Below are 13,704 nucleotides of genomic sequence, written 5' to 3'. Positions count from 1 at the left end.
CAGGGCGGTTCACACCGCCGCCATCGACGAACTCTGACGGCTGCTCAACGACACCCACACCGTCTACCCTGGCACCACCCTCACCCTGCGCTACAGCACCAAACCCCACCGGTGACCCTGCAACGATTCCTGCGCTATGTCAGGAGTCCTGGGGATTCGAGTAGTTGCCGCGGACGCTCCGCAGCATCGATCGGGCCCAGGCTGCTGGTCGCCATATGCGGGTCAATCCCGTTGCCTCCTTCGCTATCTCGCGCGCGATGAGCGCGTCGAGCGTGTGTGGGACGTCGGCTCGCATCTGAACCGGCGGACGCCCGATCAGCTGCGCGGCGATGTACTGCTCGATGGCAATCCAGTCGGCGGTCACGAGGTAAGTCCCAGGCTCAGCTTGAAGCTCGGCGTGCCACCGATGAGATAGGCTCCGGCCGACTGCAGGATCCGGTCTTGCGCCACGACGTGCTGGCACATGGTGGTGGTGTCCCGCAACCAGCGATCCAGCGGCGACGGGCGGTAGATCGATGCGGTCTGGCGCAGGTCGTAGAGCCGAGTGACGATCGACCGTGCGGTCCGGAACGCATGCAGCCGTGAGAGCGGCAGTGCCGCGCGCTCGTGCGCGGTCAGGTCGTCGAGGGCGGCACCGGCGGATAGTACCTCCCACTGGCGCCGCATACTGCCGTACACCCCGTGCCGGGCGGCGTTGAGGTCCGCCTCGCATTCGGCCAGGGTCACCTGCAGGCGATAGTCGTCGGCGTGGGCGGCACCGCCGTCGAGCACGTGGTCCAGCGCCGCGCGGGCCACTCCGAGCGGCACCCCCGGCATGTTGCGCATGTGCACTTCGGGCTGGGCGAGCGGGCTCGGCCGACCGTGGACGGTGCCGAACTCGAGTGTATGCTCCTCGGGAACGAACACGTCGGTGATCGTGTAGTCGCAACTGCCGCTGCCCGCCAGGCCCGTCGTGTGCCAGGTGTCGATGACCTCCACCTGCGAGCGGGGGACGATCATCAGACGTGAGTCGTGCGGGTCGCCCTCGGGGCTCGGCTCCGGGTGACCGTCACGGTAGATGAACGCCCCGGACACCACCCAGTCCGAATGTGTTATCCCGCTGCCGAACTGCCAGTTTCCAGACAACCGATACCCGCCGGGTACGCGCTCTGCCCGGCCGGTTGGGAACAGCAGTCCCGCGGTCGTCATGTCCAGACTGGGAAACATCTTCCGTGCGACCGGCTCGGCGAGAAAGGACGCGTAGAGCCCGGAGTCGGAGCCGATCATCGCGCACCAACCGGCGGAGGCGTCGCCGTAGGCGATCGCCTCGATGACCTCGGTTTGCTCGATCGAGGTCAGTTCGGGACCGCCGAAGTTGCGGGAGAATCCCATCCGGAACACTCCGGTGTTCCGTAGCAACTCGACAACGTCTGAGGGCAGCCGCCGGGCGCGCTCGATGTCGTCGGATCGCTCGCGCAGCCGGGGGGCGATGTCCCTGGCGCGGGCCAGGATCTCGCCGGCCGAGTACACGTCTCGATCCTCGAGTTCGTTGATGGTGTCGTCGACGATGGTCATGTGGGATCTCCTTGTCGGGAATTCGGGTTGTCGAGAACGTGGAAGGCACCGTGGAGGAAGACGAGGCGGGTGCCATCCGGCCGGGTTCCGGCGGCGACCACCTCGCCGACGACCATGGTGTGGTCGCCGATGTCGTGGGCGGCTTGCAGGACACACTCCAGCCAGGCCGGTGCGTCGAGCACCAGGGCCCCGGTGTACTCGCCGGCGGTGGCGCCCAATGCGCTCAGCGATGTGGTGCGGCTATCGCGCTCCTGTGCGAAACGCCGTGCCAGATAGCTGGCTCCGCCGTCGAGGATCGAGGCGGCCCACACCTTCGATTCGAGCAGGTCAGCGAGGAACCGTGACTCCCGGCCGAAGCACAGCGATACCAGCGGCGGGTTCAGCGACACGGAGGTCAGCGAGTTGACCGTGACTGCATCGTGTCTGCGTCCGCCGTCGGTGTCGGCGAAGGTGGTCGCGATGGCGACCCCGGTCGCGAAACCGCGCATGGTGCCGCGCAGGTCGCGTTCGGTGGCGCGTTGCCTCGACATGATCACACCGCCTGGCCGAAGTCGAACAGCCGGTCCGGGTCGTAACGCCGCTTGATCTGCGCGAGCCGTGGATGGTTTGCGCCGTAGTACCCGGATCTCCAGTCCCGCAACGCCGGATCGGTGAAGTTCACATATGCTGCGTCGCCGGCGAATTCGCCCATCTCGGTGTGCAGATCGTCGAGCCATTCGAGATTGGCCGAAACGGTGTGCGGCGAGTCACCGGTGCTCCAGGACGTGTCCATGGAGACCAGGAACAGCAGGTCTCGATGTGCGAATGCCGTGTCGGCGACCGGAACCCGGTTGATCTTGCCGCCCCAGGTGAAGAGAGCGACACCCGCACCGTCGGGGTTGGTGCTGCCGGGCCAGCGTTCGAGCGCCGCGAGGAAGCGTTCGACCCCGGCCTCCGGCAGGGGCTTCGGCGTGCCTCGGGTCCGCACCGCGAAGGGATCACCGGATGTCTCGTGGTGCAGGATCTCCTTGGCTTCCCAGTAGGACCGGTCGGCGAGGTCGCAGCGCTCGGGCGTCGCGACGGTGAGCACCGGCGCCAACATCTCGCGCAACTCGTCGGCGGAGCCGAGATGCTGGCCGACCACGGACACGACGCCTTCGGACCCGGCGACCCGCGTCACGCCGATCCGCGCCGCGAACTCGTCCGGTGCGTCGTGCATGATCTCCTGCATCCGAACCACGACCTCTCTCGCGTCGTCCCATCGCCACCGGAGCAGGCACGTCGCACTCGGGCGAGGAAGGCGTGCCTGGAATGTGAACGAGGTATTCACGCCGAAGTTGCCGCCTCCCCCGCCGCGGCAGGCCCAGAACAGGTCGGCGTTCTCGCTCGCGTTGCACGTCAGGACGCGGCCGTCGGCCAGGACGATGTCGGTCTCCACCAGCGCGTCGCAGGTGAGGCCGAAGGCTCGCGAGACCGCCGAGACCCCGCCGCCGAGAACCAGACCGCCGATGCCGACCTCGTTGGAGTTGCCGAGCGGCACCGCGAGGTCGTAGCGCTCGAGTTCGGCGTACAGCTTGCCCATCCGGGTGCCGCCGCCGACCGTAACCAGCCCGCTCGATTCGTCGATCCGCACCTCGTCGAGTCCACGGAGGTCGAGCACCAGACCGGTGTTCACCGAGTTGCCGGCGTAGCTGTGCCCGCCGCCGCGGGCCACCAGCGGCACCTGCTCCTGACGCGACCAGTCGATCGCGTGTGCGATATCGGTGACCGTTTCGACCGACAGCACGGCGGCCGGCCGTACGCCGGCGTAGCGCTTGTTGAACGCGGCACTGGTCGACTCGAATTCGCGATCGCCGGGATATCGGACCACACCGCCGACGAGACTCTGCAGCCCCTTCACCGGATCTCCTCCAGATACGAGATGCCGGTCGTGGCGCTCGCGCCGTAACGCTCCCACTCCTCGCGGAGCCGGATCCGTCCGCTCGCGTCTGATTCGGGAGTGGACAGTGTGTAGCCGACCACGACCTCTCCGCTGACGAGCACCATGGTGTAGGCCAGCCCCAGGATGCCCTCGCTGTCGCAGGTGCCGTTGACCGTGCCACGTCGCACATTCCCGCCGGAGAAGTCGGCCCACACCAGGTTGCCCTGCTGGTGGTACTGCGCGATCACACCGTCGTCGTCGGCGGGGTTGCAAAAGCGCCGTCCGTCGTAGTCGATCATTCGTCCACGTCCAGCAGTCCGGCCGGCAGCCCGAAGGTCGCGCCGGAAGCCGGTGGGCCGAGCGGGTCGCCGTCGACGCGGACGGCTGCGGCTGCGGCATCGAGCAATGTGTCGCATGTGGCGGCGCCGTCGGCCTGGCACACGACGAACGAATGGCGGGCGAGGTATCCGCCGGGCGGCAGGCGCAGTTCCGCGCGGGGCTCGACCATCGCGACCGCGGTCACCAGCCCCGGCGCCTCGTGTGGTACCGCGACTGAGCGAACGGTGAGGTCACGCTCGGGGTAGCCGAACCGGATTCCGGCGACATCGCTGCGCGTTGGTGTGACAACGGGTCGGCGGCCGAGGGCGACGTCGACGAGAACCTCACCCGGGTCGATGCCTGTCGCGATCTTGCCGAGGAACGGGATCAGGTCGCCGCCGAGGCGGCCGTTGATCTCGATGATCAGTGGACCGCGCTGGGTGAGCCGCACCTCCGTGTGGGTGATGCCGTTCTCGATCCCGATCGCCAGGTGCGCCTTCGCGAGCGTTGCCATGAGGTCCTGGTCGTACAGCAGCGGATCGGTGGCGTCCACGATGTGCCCGACCTCCTCGAAGTACGGCTCCATGCCGGTTCGTTTGCGCGCCAAATACATCGGAAGATATTCGCACTTGTGCACGGCGGCGTCGATGCTGATCTCGGGGCCGACGGCGAACTCCTCGACGATCGCGGTGCCGCGGAACGGTGCGTCGCCGATCTGGCTGGCGCCCGAGGCGATCCCGAACGCGGCATCGAGTTCGCCTCGGTCCGAGGCGAGGATGACGCCCATGCTGGCGCCGAGCGCCTGCGGCTTCACGACGACCGGGTAGCCGATCCGCTCGGCCGCCGCCCGCGCCTGCTCGATCGAGGTCGTGAGCTCGAATCCGGGCTGCACGAGGCCGGCCGCGGTGAGCACCGAGCGGGTGCGGTTCTTGTCTCGGCAGCCCCGCACGCCCGCGGCGCTCAGACCGGGCACGCCGAGCTCGTCGGCGATGTCGGCCGCCGGCTGGACCAGCGGCTCGTCCCAACACACGACGCCGACGACGCGCCGTTGCGCGGCGACCGCGCGCGCCGCGTCGGCGAGGACCGCGTGGTCGAAGACGTCGACAACGGTGATCTCGTCGAAGTACTCGTGCTGCCAGGTCGGTGTCAGGTTGTTGATCAGCACGAGGTCGAGCCCCACTTCCCGGGCGCGCGCCGCAACCGACCGGACGAGATACTCGCGGTAGCGTCGCAATCCGCTGCCGATGGCGAGGATGGCATCGTTCTTGGTGTTCATCGGTGTTCCTTCTCGAGGGGTGGTCCGGCAGCGAGGTCCGCGCTCGCAACCTCGGCAATTCGGTCGGCGATCAGCGGTGCGGTCCGGAAGCCGTCGCCGCCGGTAGCGGCCCGCGCCCACACCGCCGGACCGATCCGGTCGAGCGCGCCGCCGCCGGTGCGCGCGTCGACCGTGTAGTGGCAGTGTTTGACCGCCGCGATGGTGTACCGGTGTTGGTCGGTCAGGATGGGCTCGGCCAGAAGTCGAGCAGCCCAACAAGAGTCGTCGGAGATGCCCACCTCCCGCACCTCCCGGCACACGTTGTCGGAGCTGATCTTCAGCAGCGTCCCCGCGCCCGGCGGAAGCAGCCACGCCTGCCCGCCGGCACCGATGCGTCCCGCGCTGGGAGCCTGCTCCCACCAAGACCGCGTGTCGGCGGGCGGGCGCAGGTACATCATCGTTTGGCGGTGCAGCGCGATCGGACGGTCCACCAGGGTCGACGACCACGCCCCGGTGGCGATCAGGACGAGATCGCCGCCGAGAATCTCGCCGCCGGCCAATGTGAGTCGCGCCCGGTCGATGTCGACGCCCACGACTTCGCACCCAGACCGCAGCATCACGGCGGGGTGCGCACGCAGCCATTCGGTGGCCGCGCGCAACACCCGGTCCGCCAGCAGGACGCCCGCCTCCGGTTCCCGCATCACGACATGCCCGTCCGGGACGACGATGTGCGGCACAGAATTCGGATCGTGGAAGCGCACCGCGACGTTCGCGCGGTGCGCGGTGTCGAGCACCGCGTCGACCCGATTCTCGGGCCATGAGGTGACCACACCGACCCGGCGGTAGAGGCGCGCGCCCAGCAGCCTTTCCAGCTCCCGCCAGCGACGCCGTGCGCGCACCCCGTCGCGGGTACGCAGGGCGTCTGCGGGGTGCAACGCACGAAGCACCCTGTGCTGATCGAACGAGCTGGACGCCGGGTTCGGTATGGCGCCCCGGTCCACCACGATCACACGGTGGCCCCCGCGGGCGCACTCGACGGCGGCGAGCAGCCCGGTCACACCGGCACCGGCAATGACGATGCGCGACACGTCACCCTCCCACGGGCCGCAGCCGGGGCAAAAGCCTCGGCGTGATCTCGGCACGGTCGGTGACCGCGTGAATTTCCTTCTCCACCAAAGCCTCCGCAGCCAGATCGATCAGAATCGGGGCCGCACACCGCAGCACGACGTCCACCTCGTGACAGAAGTCGCCGGGCGAGTACGCGGTCAACCGTTGCAGCCGGTCGAGCTGCTGAGTCAGCGTCTCCGCAACCCGGCTCACGCTGAACCGGGGCAACTCGTACGCCGCGGTAAAGCGCTCGACGATACACGCGGCAGCTGCTCGGGCATGTTCCGAGACGTTGAGGGGTCCGTGGCCCACCCACGCCTCGACCCTCGCCGCCACCGCGTTCCACGGTTCCACCAGTCGTGCCCGCGTGACCGTGTCGAGTGCTCCGCGGTCGAAGTTGGTTCGCTGATGCTCCGGGCTCGTCGAGGCGAGATAGAACCGGATGAGGTCGCGCGGTGCGGACCTCGCCAGATCCCTGCCCCAGATCGCGTGCCCGCGGCTCGTGGAGAACTTCTGGTAGTCGAGTTCGTAGAACTCGTTGGTGAGAAACTTCTTCGGCAACACGTACCGGTCCGAGAGGGCCAGCAGCATCGCGAGGCCGGAGATCGCGAACGGGAAGATGTTGTCGAATCCGAGGAAGTACACCACTTCGGACGCCGCTTCCGGCCGCCACAGCGCGTCCTCGGACGCCACCTCAATCCCGCGGTTCTCGGCGGCGAGCATCGAGCAGTACATCGCCCACGCCACCGGTTCCGCATTCGGGTTGATCACCTGGGCCGCCACCGCGCCTTTCGGTGCGGAGATACCCCAGGAGACCGGGTAGGTGACCGGGAAGTTCGGCAGCGGCCGTGACAGCATCTCCTCGATCGCCTGTGCCATGTGCGGGCGCATCACCGTGCCGAGGCCGGCGAAGTGTTCGCGCAACCGGGCGCGGTATTGCTCCATCGGCAACACCAGCACCCATGCGTCCCGCAACTCCAGCGGATCGTCCGAGGACTGCGTCGAACGCGGATCGACGAGTTCACCGGCTGCGATCGGATGACCGCAGCTCTCGCAGAGCCCCGCGCATCCGTCGGCGAGGCAGACCGGACATCCGCCGCGAACATGACCGTCCACCAGGTACTGTCGTGTGCGTGGCGAGAAGGGTAGCTTCACCGATTCCAGCCGCAGCGCACCAGCCTTCCATAGGTCTCCGACGATCCGCGTGACGAACGAGGTGAAGCGCTCCTCGTCGCGGGTGAACGCGTCGACCGCGATGCCGAGCGAGGCGAGGGTCGACTGGATCTCCTTGGCCGACCGGTCGGCCAGCTCCCGCGGTGTCGTACCCAGCCGCGCGGCGGTGGTGACCACGTAGGTCGGCGTGTCCTGTACGCCCGTACCGAACAGCACCTCACGCCCGGCGGCGCGGGCGTATCGCGTGTAGACGTCGGCGGCCAGAAACGGTCCGGCGATGTGGCCGAGATGCAGATCGCCGTTGGCCGTCGGCGCCGGCGAGATGACGATGGTCAGCGCGTTAATTTCGGGGCCTCCTCATGGTGTCGTGCCACGAATCTCGCCGACATGTCGACGTCCCACCAGATGCCGTAGTACTCGAAGTCGTCGGCTTCGTCGTTCACGATGTTGTGCATGCTTCCCGGCGGAAGATGCGCGATGTCGCCGGCAACGAACTCGCGCCGTGCGCCGTCCACCACCAGCGCCGCGCGACCGCTCATCGCGATGAAGATCTCGCTTTCGTGGTGTGCGTGCGGATCCGATGCCTCGCCGGGCCGCAGCACGCACCACGCGCCTTCGAACGGTGCATTGAGCGCCGACCAAGGCAGCAGCCGCTCGGAATCCAGGCCGTACACCCTCGTCAAGTTCGCTCGGTCCAGTCTGCGGATGTCCATCACGCCGACCTCGCCTCGTCGGCTGCGCGACGATCGAGCAGGTCGTCGACGATGTCCTGGCTACGGTGTGCGAGCACACTGATCAGCGAGTCGGAGATGCCGTGCGTCTGCTCGTTCACGCCTTGCAGATACACTGCGCCCCCGGCAGAGTCGCCGTGATCGACGCGGTATCGGCGGCTCACCACGATCTCGTCGAGACCAATCCTCTCGGCGAGGTCGCGCACGATCGCGGGCATCTGCGGTTCGTATCCGGTGCCGAGCAGCACGATGTCGCAGCGTAGCGGTGAGACCTTGCCGGTCTTGCGGTCGCGTAGATCGAGCACAACCTCGTCGCCGTCCATCCTGGCCGCGACCACCTCGGTCATCGACAGGACGCTCGTTCGGTTGTCGCCCAGCATCTTCTGCTGGTAGAGCCGTGAATAGATCTCGTCGAGGAATGGCGGTGCGAGGCCTGCGTAGTTGGTGAGGTTCATCTCCTGGAGGATCTGGCCGCGCACATCGTCGCCTGTGCCGTAGAACTCGTCCACGAACGACGGGAAGAACAGTTCATTGACGAACTTGCTCGTCTGATAGTTCTGTAGCCCGATCGAGCGCAGCACCAGCGTCGGCGTGCTGTTCGGCAGGTGGTCGTGTACCGCCATGAACATTTCGGCGGCACTCTGCGCGCCGCCGATGACGACAGGTCGCAACGCTCGGTCGGCAGGCACTCGCGCAATCCGGTTGCAGTACTGGGTGCTGTGAATCACCCGATCCTCGGGCAGGTCGCGGAAAACTTCGGGCACGTGCGGATCCCGGCCGACGCCGATCACGAGGTCACGGCAGTGCATGCGGCTGCCGCTGGTGAGCGTCACGGTCCAGCCGACGATTTCGCCGTTGCCCGCGCGTCGTGGCTCGACCTTCTCGGTGCGGGCGTTGTAACGCACCGAGACATGCTCGAGGGAGTGGGCGACCCACTGCTGGTAGTCGGACAGCTCCCAGCGGTACGGATTGAACGTGGACAGGTTGACGAACTCGTCCAACCGCCCGCGCTCGTGCAGGAAACTCAGGAACGAGAAGCGGCTACGCGGATTACGTAGGGTAACAAGGTCTTTCAGGAAGGACACCTGGCTGCGCGCCCAAGGCAGGAGCATGTTCCGCTGCCATTTCACGTCGGGATGCTGCTCGAGCAGTACGGTGTTGTGCGCAAGGTCGGGGGAACCGGATTCCTCGACGGCGATCGCGAGCGCAAGGTTCGCCGGGCCGGCCCCGATGGCCAGTACGTCAACGTATTGATCTATCACAATTTCCACCCGGAATGTCGATGGGCTCGACTCGATGGAGTACGAGTCGACTTCTTGAAGCCGAGGCTTTCCGGCATTCGGCCAGCCGGTTCGGCGGTCTTCGCCGCGGACGTCTGATGTCGTCCTGCTCAAACTGTCCGCATTGGCCAGCTCCGAGTCAGCACCCCCTAGGGTGCAGGAACCGCACCCCGGAGGGTTGTCCTCGAGCCCCCTCGGGGGTGGCGCGCAGCTCTCGCCGGCCCTACCGTTTCTCCACCGGGTCAACGTGTGTCGCGCTGGCCCCGGTTCGACTCGAATCCGACTGCCGCGCATTCGGCGGTCCCTACATCTGATGAGGATTCATCCATGACTGCAACGAAGACCGCGACGCGGACGGGCGTCCTCGCCGCCGTTCACGCCACACCGCCGCCGGTCAGATATCTGCTCGGCGGCGTCTTAGTGAATCAGGTCGGCGCCTTTGTGCAGACGTTCCTGCTGCTCTACCTGATGCATCGGGACTTCTCGATCGGCGCGGCCGGAATAGCGCTGACTACCTATAGTGCGGGCTCGGTGCTGGGCACCCTGCTCGGCGGTGAACTGACCCACCGGATCGGTCCACGCGCGACAATCGTGGCAGCGATGACGACGTCTGGGCTGATCCTCGGCGCGGTTCCGCTGCTGAGCCGCTCCGACCTGTATCTCGCCTTGCTGATGGCAATCGCGCTCGCAGGTCTGGCGACTCAGTGCTACCGGCCGGCGGCGGCGGTATTGCTCTCCGACCTGATGCCGGACGAGCACCGGGTGATGGCGTTCTCAATGATGCGGACCGCGTTGAACATCGGCGCCGCCCTGGGGCCACTGATCGCTGCCGGCCTGATCCTGGTGGACTGGAACCTGCTGTTCTGGTTCGACGCCCTCACCGCGTTGGTCTACGCGGCGGTGGCACGCATCCTGCTGCCGAGCGTTCGCGCCGCCCGGGAGACCGAGGAGCCGGCGCCGGATCGGCGCTCCGCATACGCGATTCTGCTGCGGGACTGGCGGTACCTGCTGTTCCTCGCGTCGTGCCTGATCGGCACGATCATCTATGTGCAGTACACCGTCGCATTGCCGCTGCAGATCACCGCCGCCGGTTATCCGACGGCGCTCTACAGTGCCGTGCTGATGACCGCCTCGCTCGTGCTGATCGCCTGCGAACTGAAGATCACCTCGCATGTCACGAAGCTACGGCCCAACACCGTCGGCGCGGTCGGCACCGCGGTGATGGGCCTCGGCGTCGCCGCCTACGGTCTGGCGACCCACTCGGGCGCAGCGATCCTGGTATGCACGGTCGTGTTCGTGTTCGGCGTGATGATCAACGGCCCCACCATGTTTGCCCACCCCGCGAAGTTCCCAGCGGCAGTGAAGGCCCGTTACATCGGCGCCCACCAGGCGACGTTCGGGCTCGGGATGGCGCTCGGGCCAGCGCTCGGCGTGCTGGCCTGGGAGACGATGTCGAGCGGCATGTGGGCCCTCTGCGGCGCGCTCGGCGTCGCCGCGGCCTGGTGTGCCCTCGTCGGAATGCGCGAGGAGTCGCCGTCGTGATGCCCTCCCGAATGGTCACTGCGATCGTCGGCCTCGTCGTGCTACTCCTCGCCGTCGGTTGCACAGGTTCCGGAATCGATGAGAATCAGACCACGATCAGTTACAACGGCACCGAACCGGAGAACGCTCTAATTCCCGGCGACACCACCGAAAGCGGGGGAATCAAGGTCATCGGCGCGCTTTTTCGTGGTCTCGTCGAGTACGACGCACGCACCGCCGAACCGCGCAACGCGGTCGCCGAATCGATCGAGACCACCGACTCTCGCGTGTACACAATCACCCTGAAATCCGGCTGGACGTTCCACGACGGCACACCGGTCACGGCGAGCAGTTTCGTCGACGCGTGGAACTACACGGCATACGCACCCAACAACCAGCACGGCGCCGGCTACCTCTCGCACATACAGGGTTACGCCCAGCTCCAGTCGCCGCAGCCGTCCACGACGACGATGTCGGGCCTGCGCGTCGTCGACGACCGCACGTTCGTGGTCACCCTGACCGAACCGTTCTCTGCGTTCCGAACTCAGCTCGGTTTCGCGGCGTTCTTCCCGTTGCCGACGAGCTTTTTCGCCGACAAGGCGGCGTTCGAGGCACATCCCGTCGGCAATGGGCCGTTCCGGTTCGTCTCGCGCGATCGCGGACACAACATCGTCGTCGAACGGTATGAGCAGTTCGCCGGTGCGCAGAAACCGCACGTCGTGCGCGTCGAGTTTCGCTTCTACCCGGCGCTGGAGAATGCCTACGCCGACGTCGTGGCGGACAAGCTCGACTTCATCGAGATCACTCCTGCTTCCGCCCTCGCGGAGGGCAGGTACCGCGCGGAGCTCCCGGACCGGCACCTGTCCCAGACATATCTGGGTGTGCAATCGATATCATTCCCGCTCTATGACGAGCGCTACGCGAATCCTCAACTAAGGCAGGCACTGTCGATGGCAATCGACCGCCAGTTCGTCATCGACACGGTGTTCGACGGCGACAAGGTCGTTGCCGACGGCGTGGTCCCCCCGAGCGTGCCGGGACGCGCCGACGGCCAGTGCGGACAGCTGTGCACATATCAGCCGGCTCGGGCCCGGCAGTTGTTCGACGCGACCGGCTTCGAAGGACCCATCGAGCTGACGGCGAACAACGACACCGCCAACCAGGACTGGGTCGAGGCGACCTGTGCCACGATCACACGAGCACTCGGCCGGGAATGTCGGTTCGTCCCGGTGCCGACGCTCGGTGAGTTCCGCAAGGCGATCAATGACCATCGAATGACCGCGATCTACCGCTCAGGCTGGGTCGCCGACTACCCGTCGATCGAGAACTTCCTCAACCCGATCTACCGCACCCACGCGGCGGTGAACGGCGGACAGTACTCGAACCCGGCGGTCGATGCACTGCTTGCCCGCGCAGACGCGGCACCGACCGAACAGGAGGGGTGGGCGCTCTATCAAGAGGCCGAGCGACAGATACTGCTGCAGGACATGCCCGCAATTCCGCTCTGGTTCCAGACCGTGCAGTCAGGTTGGTCCACGCGGCTGCATAACGTGGTCGTGACACCGTTTCGGGAACTCGACTTGTTCAGCGTCACTGTGTCGTAATCCGCTGACCGGTCCAGTACTACCGCCGGCCGCCCAACCGTGAACCCACCGACGGTCGACCTCGCGATCTGCCCGAGCCCATCGATCCTCGCGGTGTGCTCGCCTTCGGTTCCACCGGCGTCGGGTTGATCAGTCCGGGTATCCGCATCGAGTGCGCGAGCGCGCTGCGTATAAGCCCGGATGTGCTTCGACCACGCCTGCCAGATCGCCGGCAGATAGGTGCGCGTCCTGGTCCGCGCCGGATTCACCTCGGGTGTTCTCCATGACCGCACTCCCCCGAGTTCGATGCGGAGGTCCTCGATGCGTTCGCGGGTGGACTCTTTTTGTGCGCGGGAGGCGGCGAGATCGGCGCGCGGTGGCGAGATCGTCCCGGATCTCCTCGGCCCGGAGCGCTCGGTGTGAACGCAGTCTCGCCGTGGCCGACGCGCGGGACTCGGACGCGCTACTCGCATATGCGATGAACGGTGAACGGCTACCAGTCCAACATGGCTACCCGGTACGCCTCATCGTGCCCGGGCGGTACGGCGTGGCGTCGGTCAAGTGACTCACCGAAATCGAGTCTGTGGACCGCCGCTTCGACGGCTTCTTCCAGGCCGACCGATACTTCTCCGAGTGGACCCGCGACGGCAAGCAAGTCAAGGAGCAGGTCACCCTGCAGCGGGTGCGCGCCCTGATCACCGAGCCGAATCACGAGCAGCACGTCGAGTTCGGCGACCTGACCTCCGCGGTGTGGCGTGGTCGGGAGCAGCCCCGATCGCCCGGGTGGACGTGAGCGTGGACGGCGGGCCCTGGCAGGCGGCGCGCCTTGTCGGCAGTCGCTACCGGCACGGCTGGCAGCGGTAGGAACTGATCACGGAACTGGCTCGGCCCGGCGCCCACACGATTTGTGCGCGAGCCACCGACCTCGCGGGTCGCACCCAGCCAGCAGAACCGGAATGGAACCGGATCGGTTACGGCAGCAACGTAATACAGCAAGTACGGGTACGCGCAAACGCCGCGCAACGCACCACCGGAAGAGCGATCCGAGCATGGCGGCGAACCGCTCGGTCGCGGTGCGCGGTGGTGGGGCCGCGTCAATGGCTCGCGCGGTGTCGGCGGCGGATTCTTGCAGTCGAAACTCCTCGTAGGAAACGACGTGGCCGGTGATCGGGACCGTCGGGGGAAACGGCCGCCGGGCCCGGCCGGCTCGTTGGTGGCGACCTTGTCGTGCAGTCGGACCCGAGCGAGCTCTGATCGAAACCGATGGCCCACGCCGCGATTC

At 67.0% G+C, this 13,704-nt stretch carries 14 protein-coding genes; 4 read left to right on the top strand and 10 right to left on the bottom strand.

Going from position 1 to position 13,704, the window contains the following annotated elements; all coding sequences use genetic code 11:
* Positions 1 to 139: 139 nt before the first annotated feature.
* From P3H15_RS37490 to P3H15_RS37445, 10 genes are read right to left on the bottom strand one after another with little or no spacing between them, the layout of a single operon-like run.
* Positions 140 to 364, bottom strand: coding sequence for a hypothetical protein (locus P3H15_RS37490; RefSeq protein ID WP_276141887.1), 225 nt, complete (start codon positions 362 to 364; stop codon positions 140 to 142).
* Complete coding sequence (locus tag P3H15_RS37485) at positions 361 to 1,554, bottom strand: acyl-CoA dehydrogenase family protein (protein ID WP_276141886.1); 1,194 nt, start codon at positions 1,552 to 1,554, stop codon at positions 361 to 363. The genes P3H15_RS37490 and P3H15_RS37485 overlap by 4 nt, the downstream gene beginning before the upstream one ends.
* The gene (locus P3H15_RS37480; protein WP_276141885.1) at positions 1,551 to 2,084 is read right to left on the bottom strand and encodes a flavin reductase family protein; all 534 of its coding nucleotides are present in this window, start codon (positions 2,082 to 2,084) and stop codon (positions 1,551 to 1,553) included. Before P3H15_RS37480 ends, P3H15_RS37485 begins: the two co-directional genes overlap by 4 nt.
* Before the next feature lie 2 nt (positions 2,085 to 2,086).
* On the bottom strand, positions 2,087 to 3,433 hold the full coding sequence (locus tag P3H15_RS37475; RefSeq protein WP_276141884.1) for an FAD-binding oxidoreductase: 1,347 nt from the start codon (positions 3,431 to 3,433) through the stop codon (positions 2,087 to 2,089).
* Positions 3,430 to 3,753, bottom strand: a complete 324-nt coding sequence (locus P3H15_RS37470) for a hypothetical protein (protein ID WP_276141883.1) — start codon at positions 3,751 to 3,753, stop codon at positions 3,430 to 3,432. Before P3H15_RS37470 ends, P3H15_RS37475 begins: the two co-directional genes overlap by 4 nt.
* On the bottom strand, positions 3,750 to 5,048 hold the full coding sequence (locus tag P3H15_RS37465) for an acetyl-CoA carboxylase biotin carboxylase subunit family protein (RefSeq protein ID WP_276141882.1): 1,299 nt from the start codon (positions 5,046 to 5,048) through the stop codon (positions 3,750 to 3,752). The genes P3H15_RS37470 and P3H15_RS37465 overlap by 4 nt, the downstream gene beginning before the upstream one ends.
* On the bottom strand, positions 5,045 to 6,115 hold the full coding sequence (locus tag P3H15_RS37460; protein WP_276141881.1) for an FAD-dependent oxidoreductase: 1,071 nt from the start codon (positions 6,113 to 6,115) through the stop codon (positions 5,045 to 5,047). Before P3H15_RS37460 ends, P3H15_RS37465 begins: the two co-directional genes overlap by 4 nt.
* 1 nt (position 6,116) lies before the next feature.
* Positions 6,117 to 7,631 (bottom strand): class I tRNA ligase family protein, encoded by a 1,515-nt coding sequence (locus tag P3H15_RS37455; protein ID WP_276141904.1) that lies wholly within the window; start codon positions 7,629 to 7,631, stop codon positions 6,117 to 6,119.
* 8 nt (positions 7,632 to 7,639) lie between these two features.
* Positions 7,640 to 7,981 carry a cupin domain-containing protein gene (locus P3H15_RS37450; RefSeq protein WP_276141880.1) on the bottom strand — a complete coding sequence of 114 codons (342 nt, stop codon included), beginning with the start codon at positions 7,979 to 7,981 and terminating at the stop codon, positions 7,640 to 7,642.
* Between the two features lie 38 nt (positions 7,982 to 8,019).
* Positions 8,020 to 9,309 carry a lysine N(6)-hydroxylase/L-ornithine N(5)-oxygenase family protein gene (locus tag P3H15_RS37445; protein ID WP_276141879.1) on the bottom strand — a complete coding sequence of 430 codons (1,290 nt, stop codon included), beginning with the start codon at positions 9,307 to 9,309 and terminating at the stop codon, positions 8,020 to 8,022.
* 336 nt (positions 9,310 to 9,645) lie between these two features.
* Between P3H15_RS37445 and P3H15_RS37440 the strand changes: the two genes are divergently transcribed.
* From P3H15_RS37440 to P3H15_RS37425, 4 genes are all read left to right on the top strand, one after another.
* Entirely contained in the window at positions 9,646 to 10,860 is a 1,215-nt protein-coding gene (locus tag P3H15_RS37440) for an MFS transporter (protein WP_276141878.1), read from the top strand.
* Positions 10,860 to 12,443 carry an ABC transporter substrate-binding protein gene (locus tag P3H15_RS37435; RefSeq protein ID WP_276141903.1) on the top strand — a complete coding sequence of 528 codons (1,584 nt, stop codon included), beginning with the start codon at positions 10,860 to 10,862 and terminating at the stop codon, positions 12,441 to 12,443. Before P3H15_RS37440 ends, P3H15_RS37435 begins: the two co-directional genes overlap by 1 nt.
* 262 nt (positions 12,444 to 12,705) lie before the next feature.
* Positions 12,706 to 12,987: a molybdopterin-dependent oxidoreductase gene (locus P3H15_RS37430; protein WP_276141877.1), complete on the top strand. Its 282-nt coding sequence runs from the start codon at positions 12,706 to 12,708 to the stop codon at positions 12,985 to 12,987.
* Between the two features lie 18 nt (positions 12,988 to 13,005).
* Complete coding sequence (locus P3H15_RS37425) at positions 13,006 to 13,215, top strand: hypothetical protein (RefSeq protein WP_276141876.1); 210 nt, start codon at positions 13,006 to 13,008, stop codon at positions 13,213 to 13,215.
* Positions 13,216 to 13,704 lie beyond the last annotated feature (489 nt).

The sequence above is a fragment of the Rhodococcus sp. T2V genome (genome assembly GCF_029269925.1).
Lineage (GTDB): Bacteria > Actinomycetota > Actinomycetes > Mycobacteriales > Mycobacteriaceae > Rhodococcus_F > Rhodococcus_F koreensis.
This window is presented reverse-complemented; position numbering and strand designations above follow the sequence as displayed.

What these genes read in the sequence shown, in the direction of transcription:
- P3H15_RS37485 (WP_276141886.1), bottom strand. Translation starts at nt 1,554, where the DNA reads ATGACCATCGTCGACGACACCATCAACGAACTCGAGGATCGAGACGTG.
- P3H15_RS37480 (WP_276141885.1), bottom strand. Translation starts at nt 2,084, where the DNA reads ATGTCGAGGCAACGCGCCACCGAACGCGACCTGCGCGGCACCATGCGC.
- P3H15_RS37470 (WP_276141883.1), bottom strand. Translation starts at nt 3,753, where the DNA reads ATGATCGACTACGACGGACGGCGCTTTTGCAACCCCGCCGACGACGAC.
- P3H15_RS37465 (WP_276141882.1), bottom strand. Translation starts at nt 5,048, where the DNA reads ATGAACACCAAGAACGATGCCATCCTCGCCATCGGCAGCGGATTGCGA.
- P3H15_RS37440 (WP_276141878.1), top strand. Translation starts at nt 9,646, where the DNA reads ATGACTGCAACGAAGACCGCGACGCGGACGGGCGTCCTCGCCGCCGTT.
- P3H15_RS37435 (WP_276141903.1), top strand. Translation starts at nt 10,860, where the DNA reads ATGCCCTCCCGAATGGTCACTGCGATCGTCGGCCTCGTCGTGCTACTC.
- P3H15_RS37430 (WP_276141877.1), top strand. Translation starts at nt 12,706, where the DNA reads ATGACCGCACTCCCCCGAGTTCGATGCGGAGGTCCTCGATGCGTTCGC.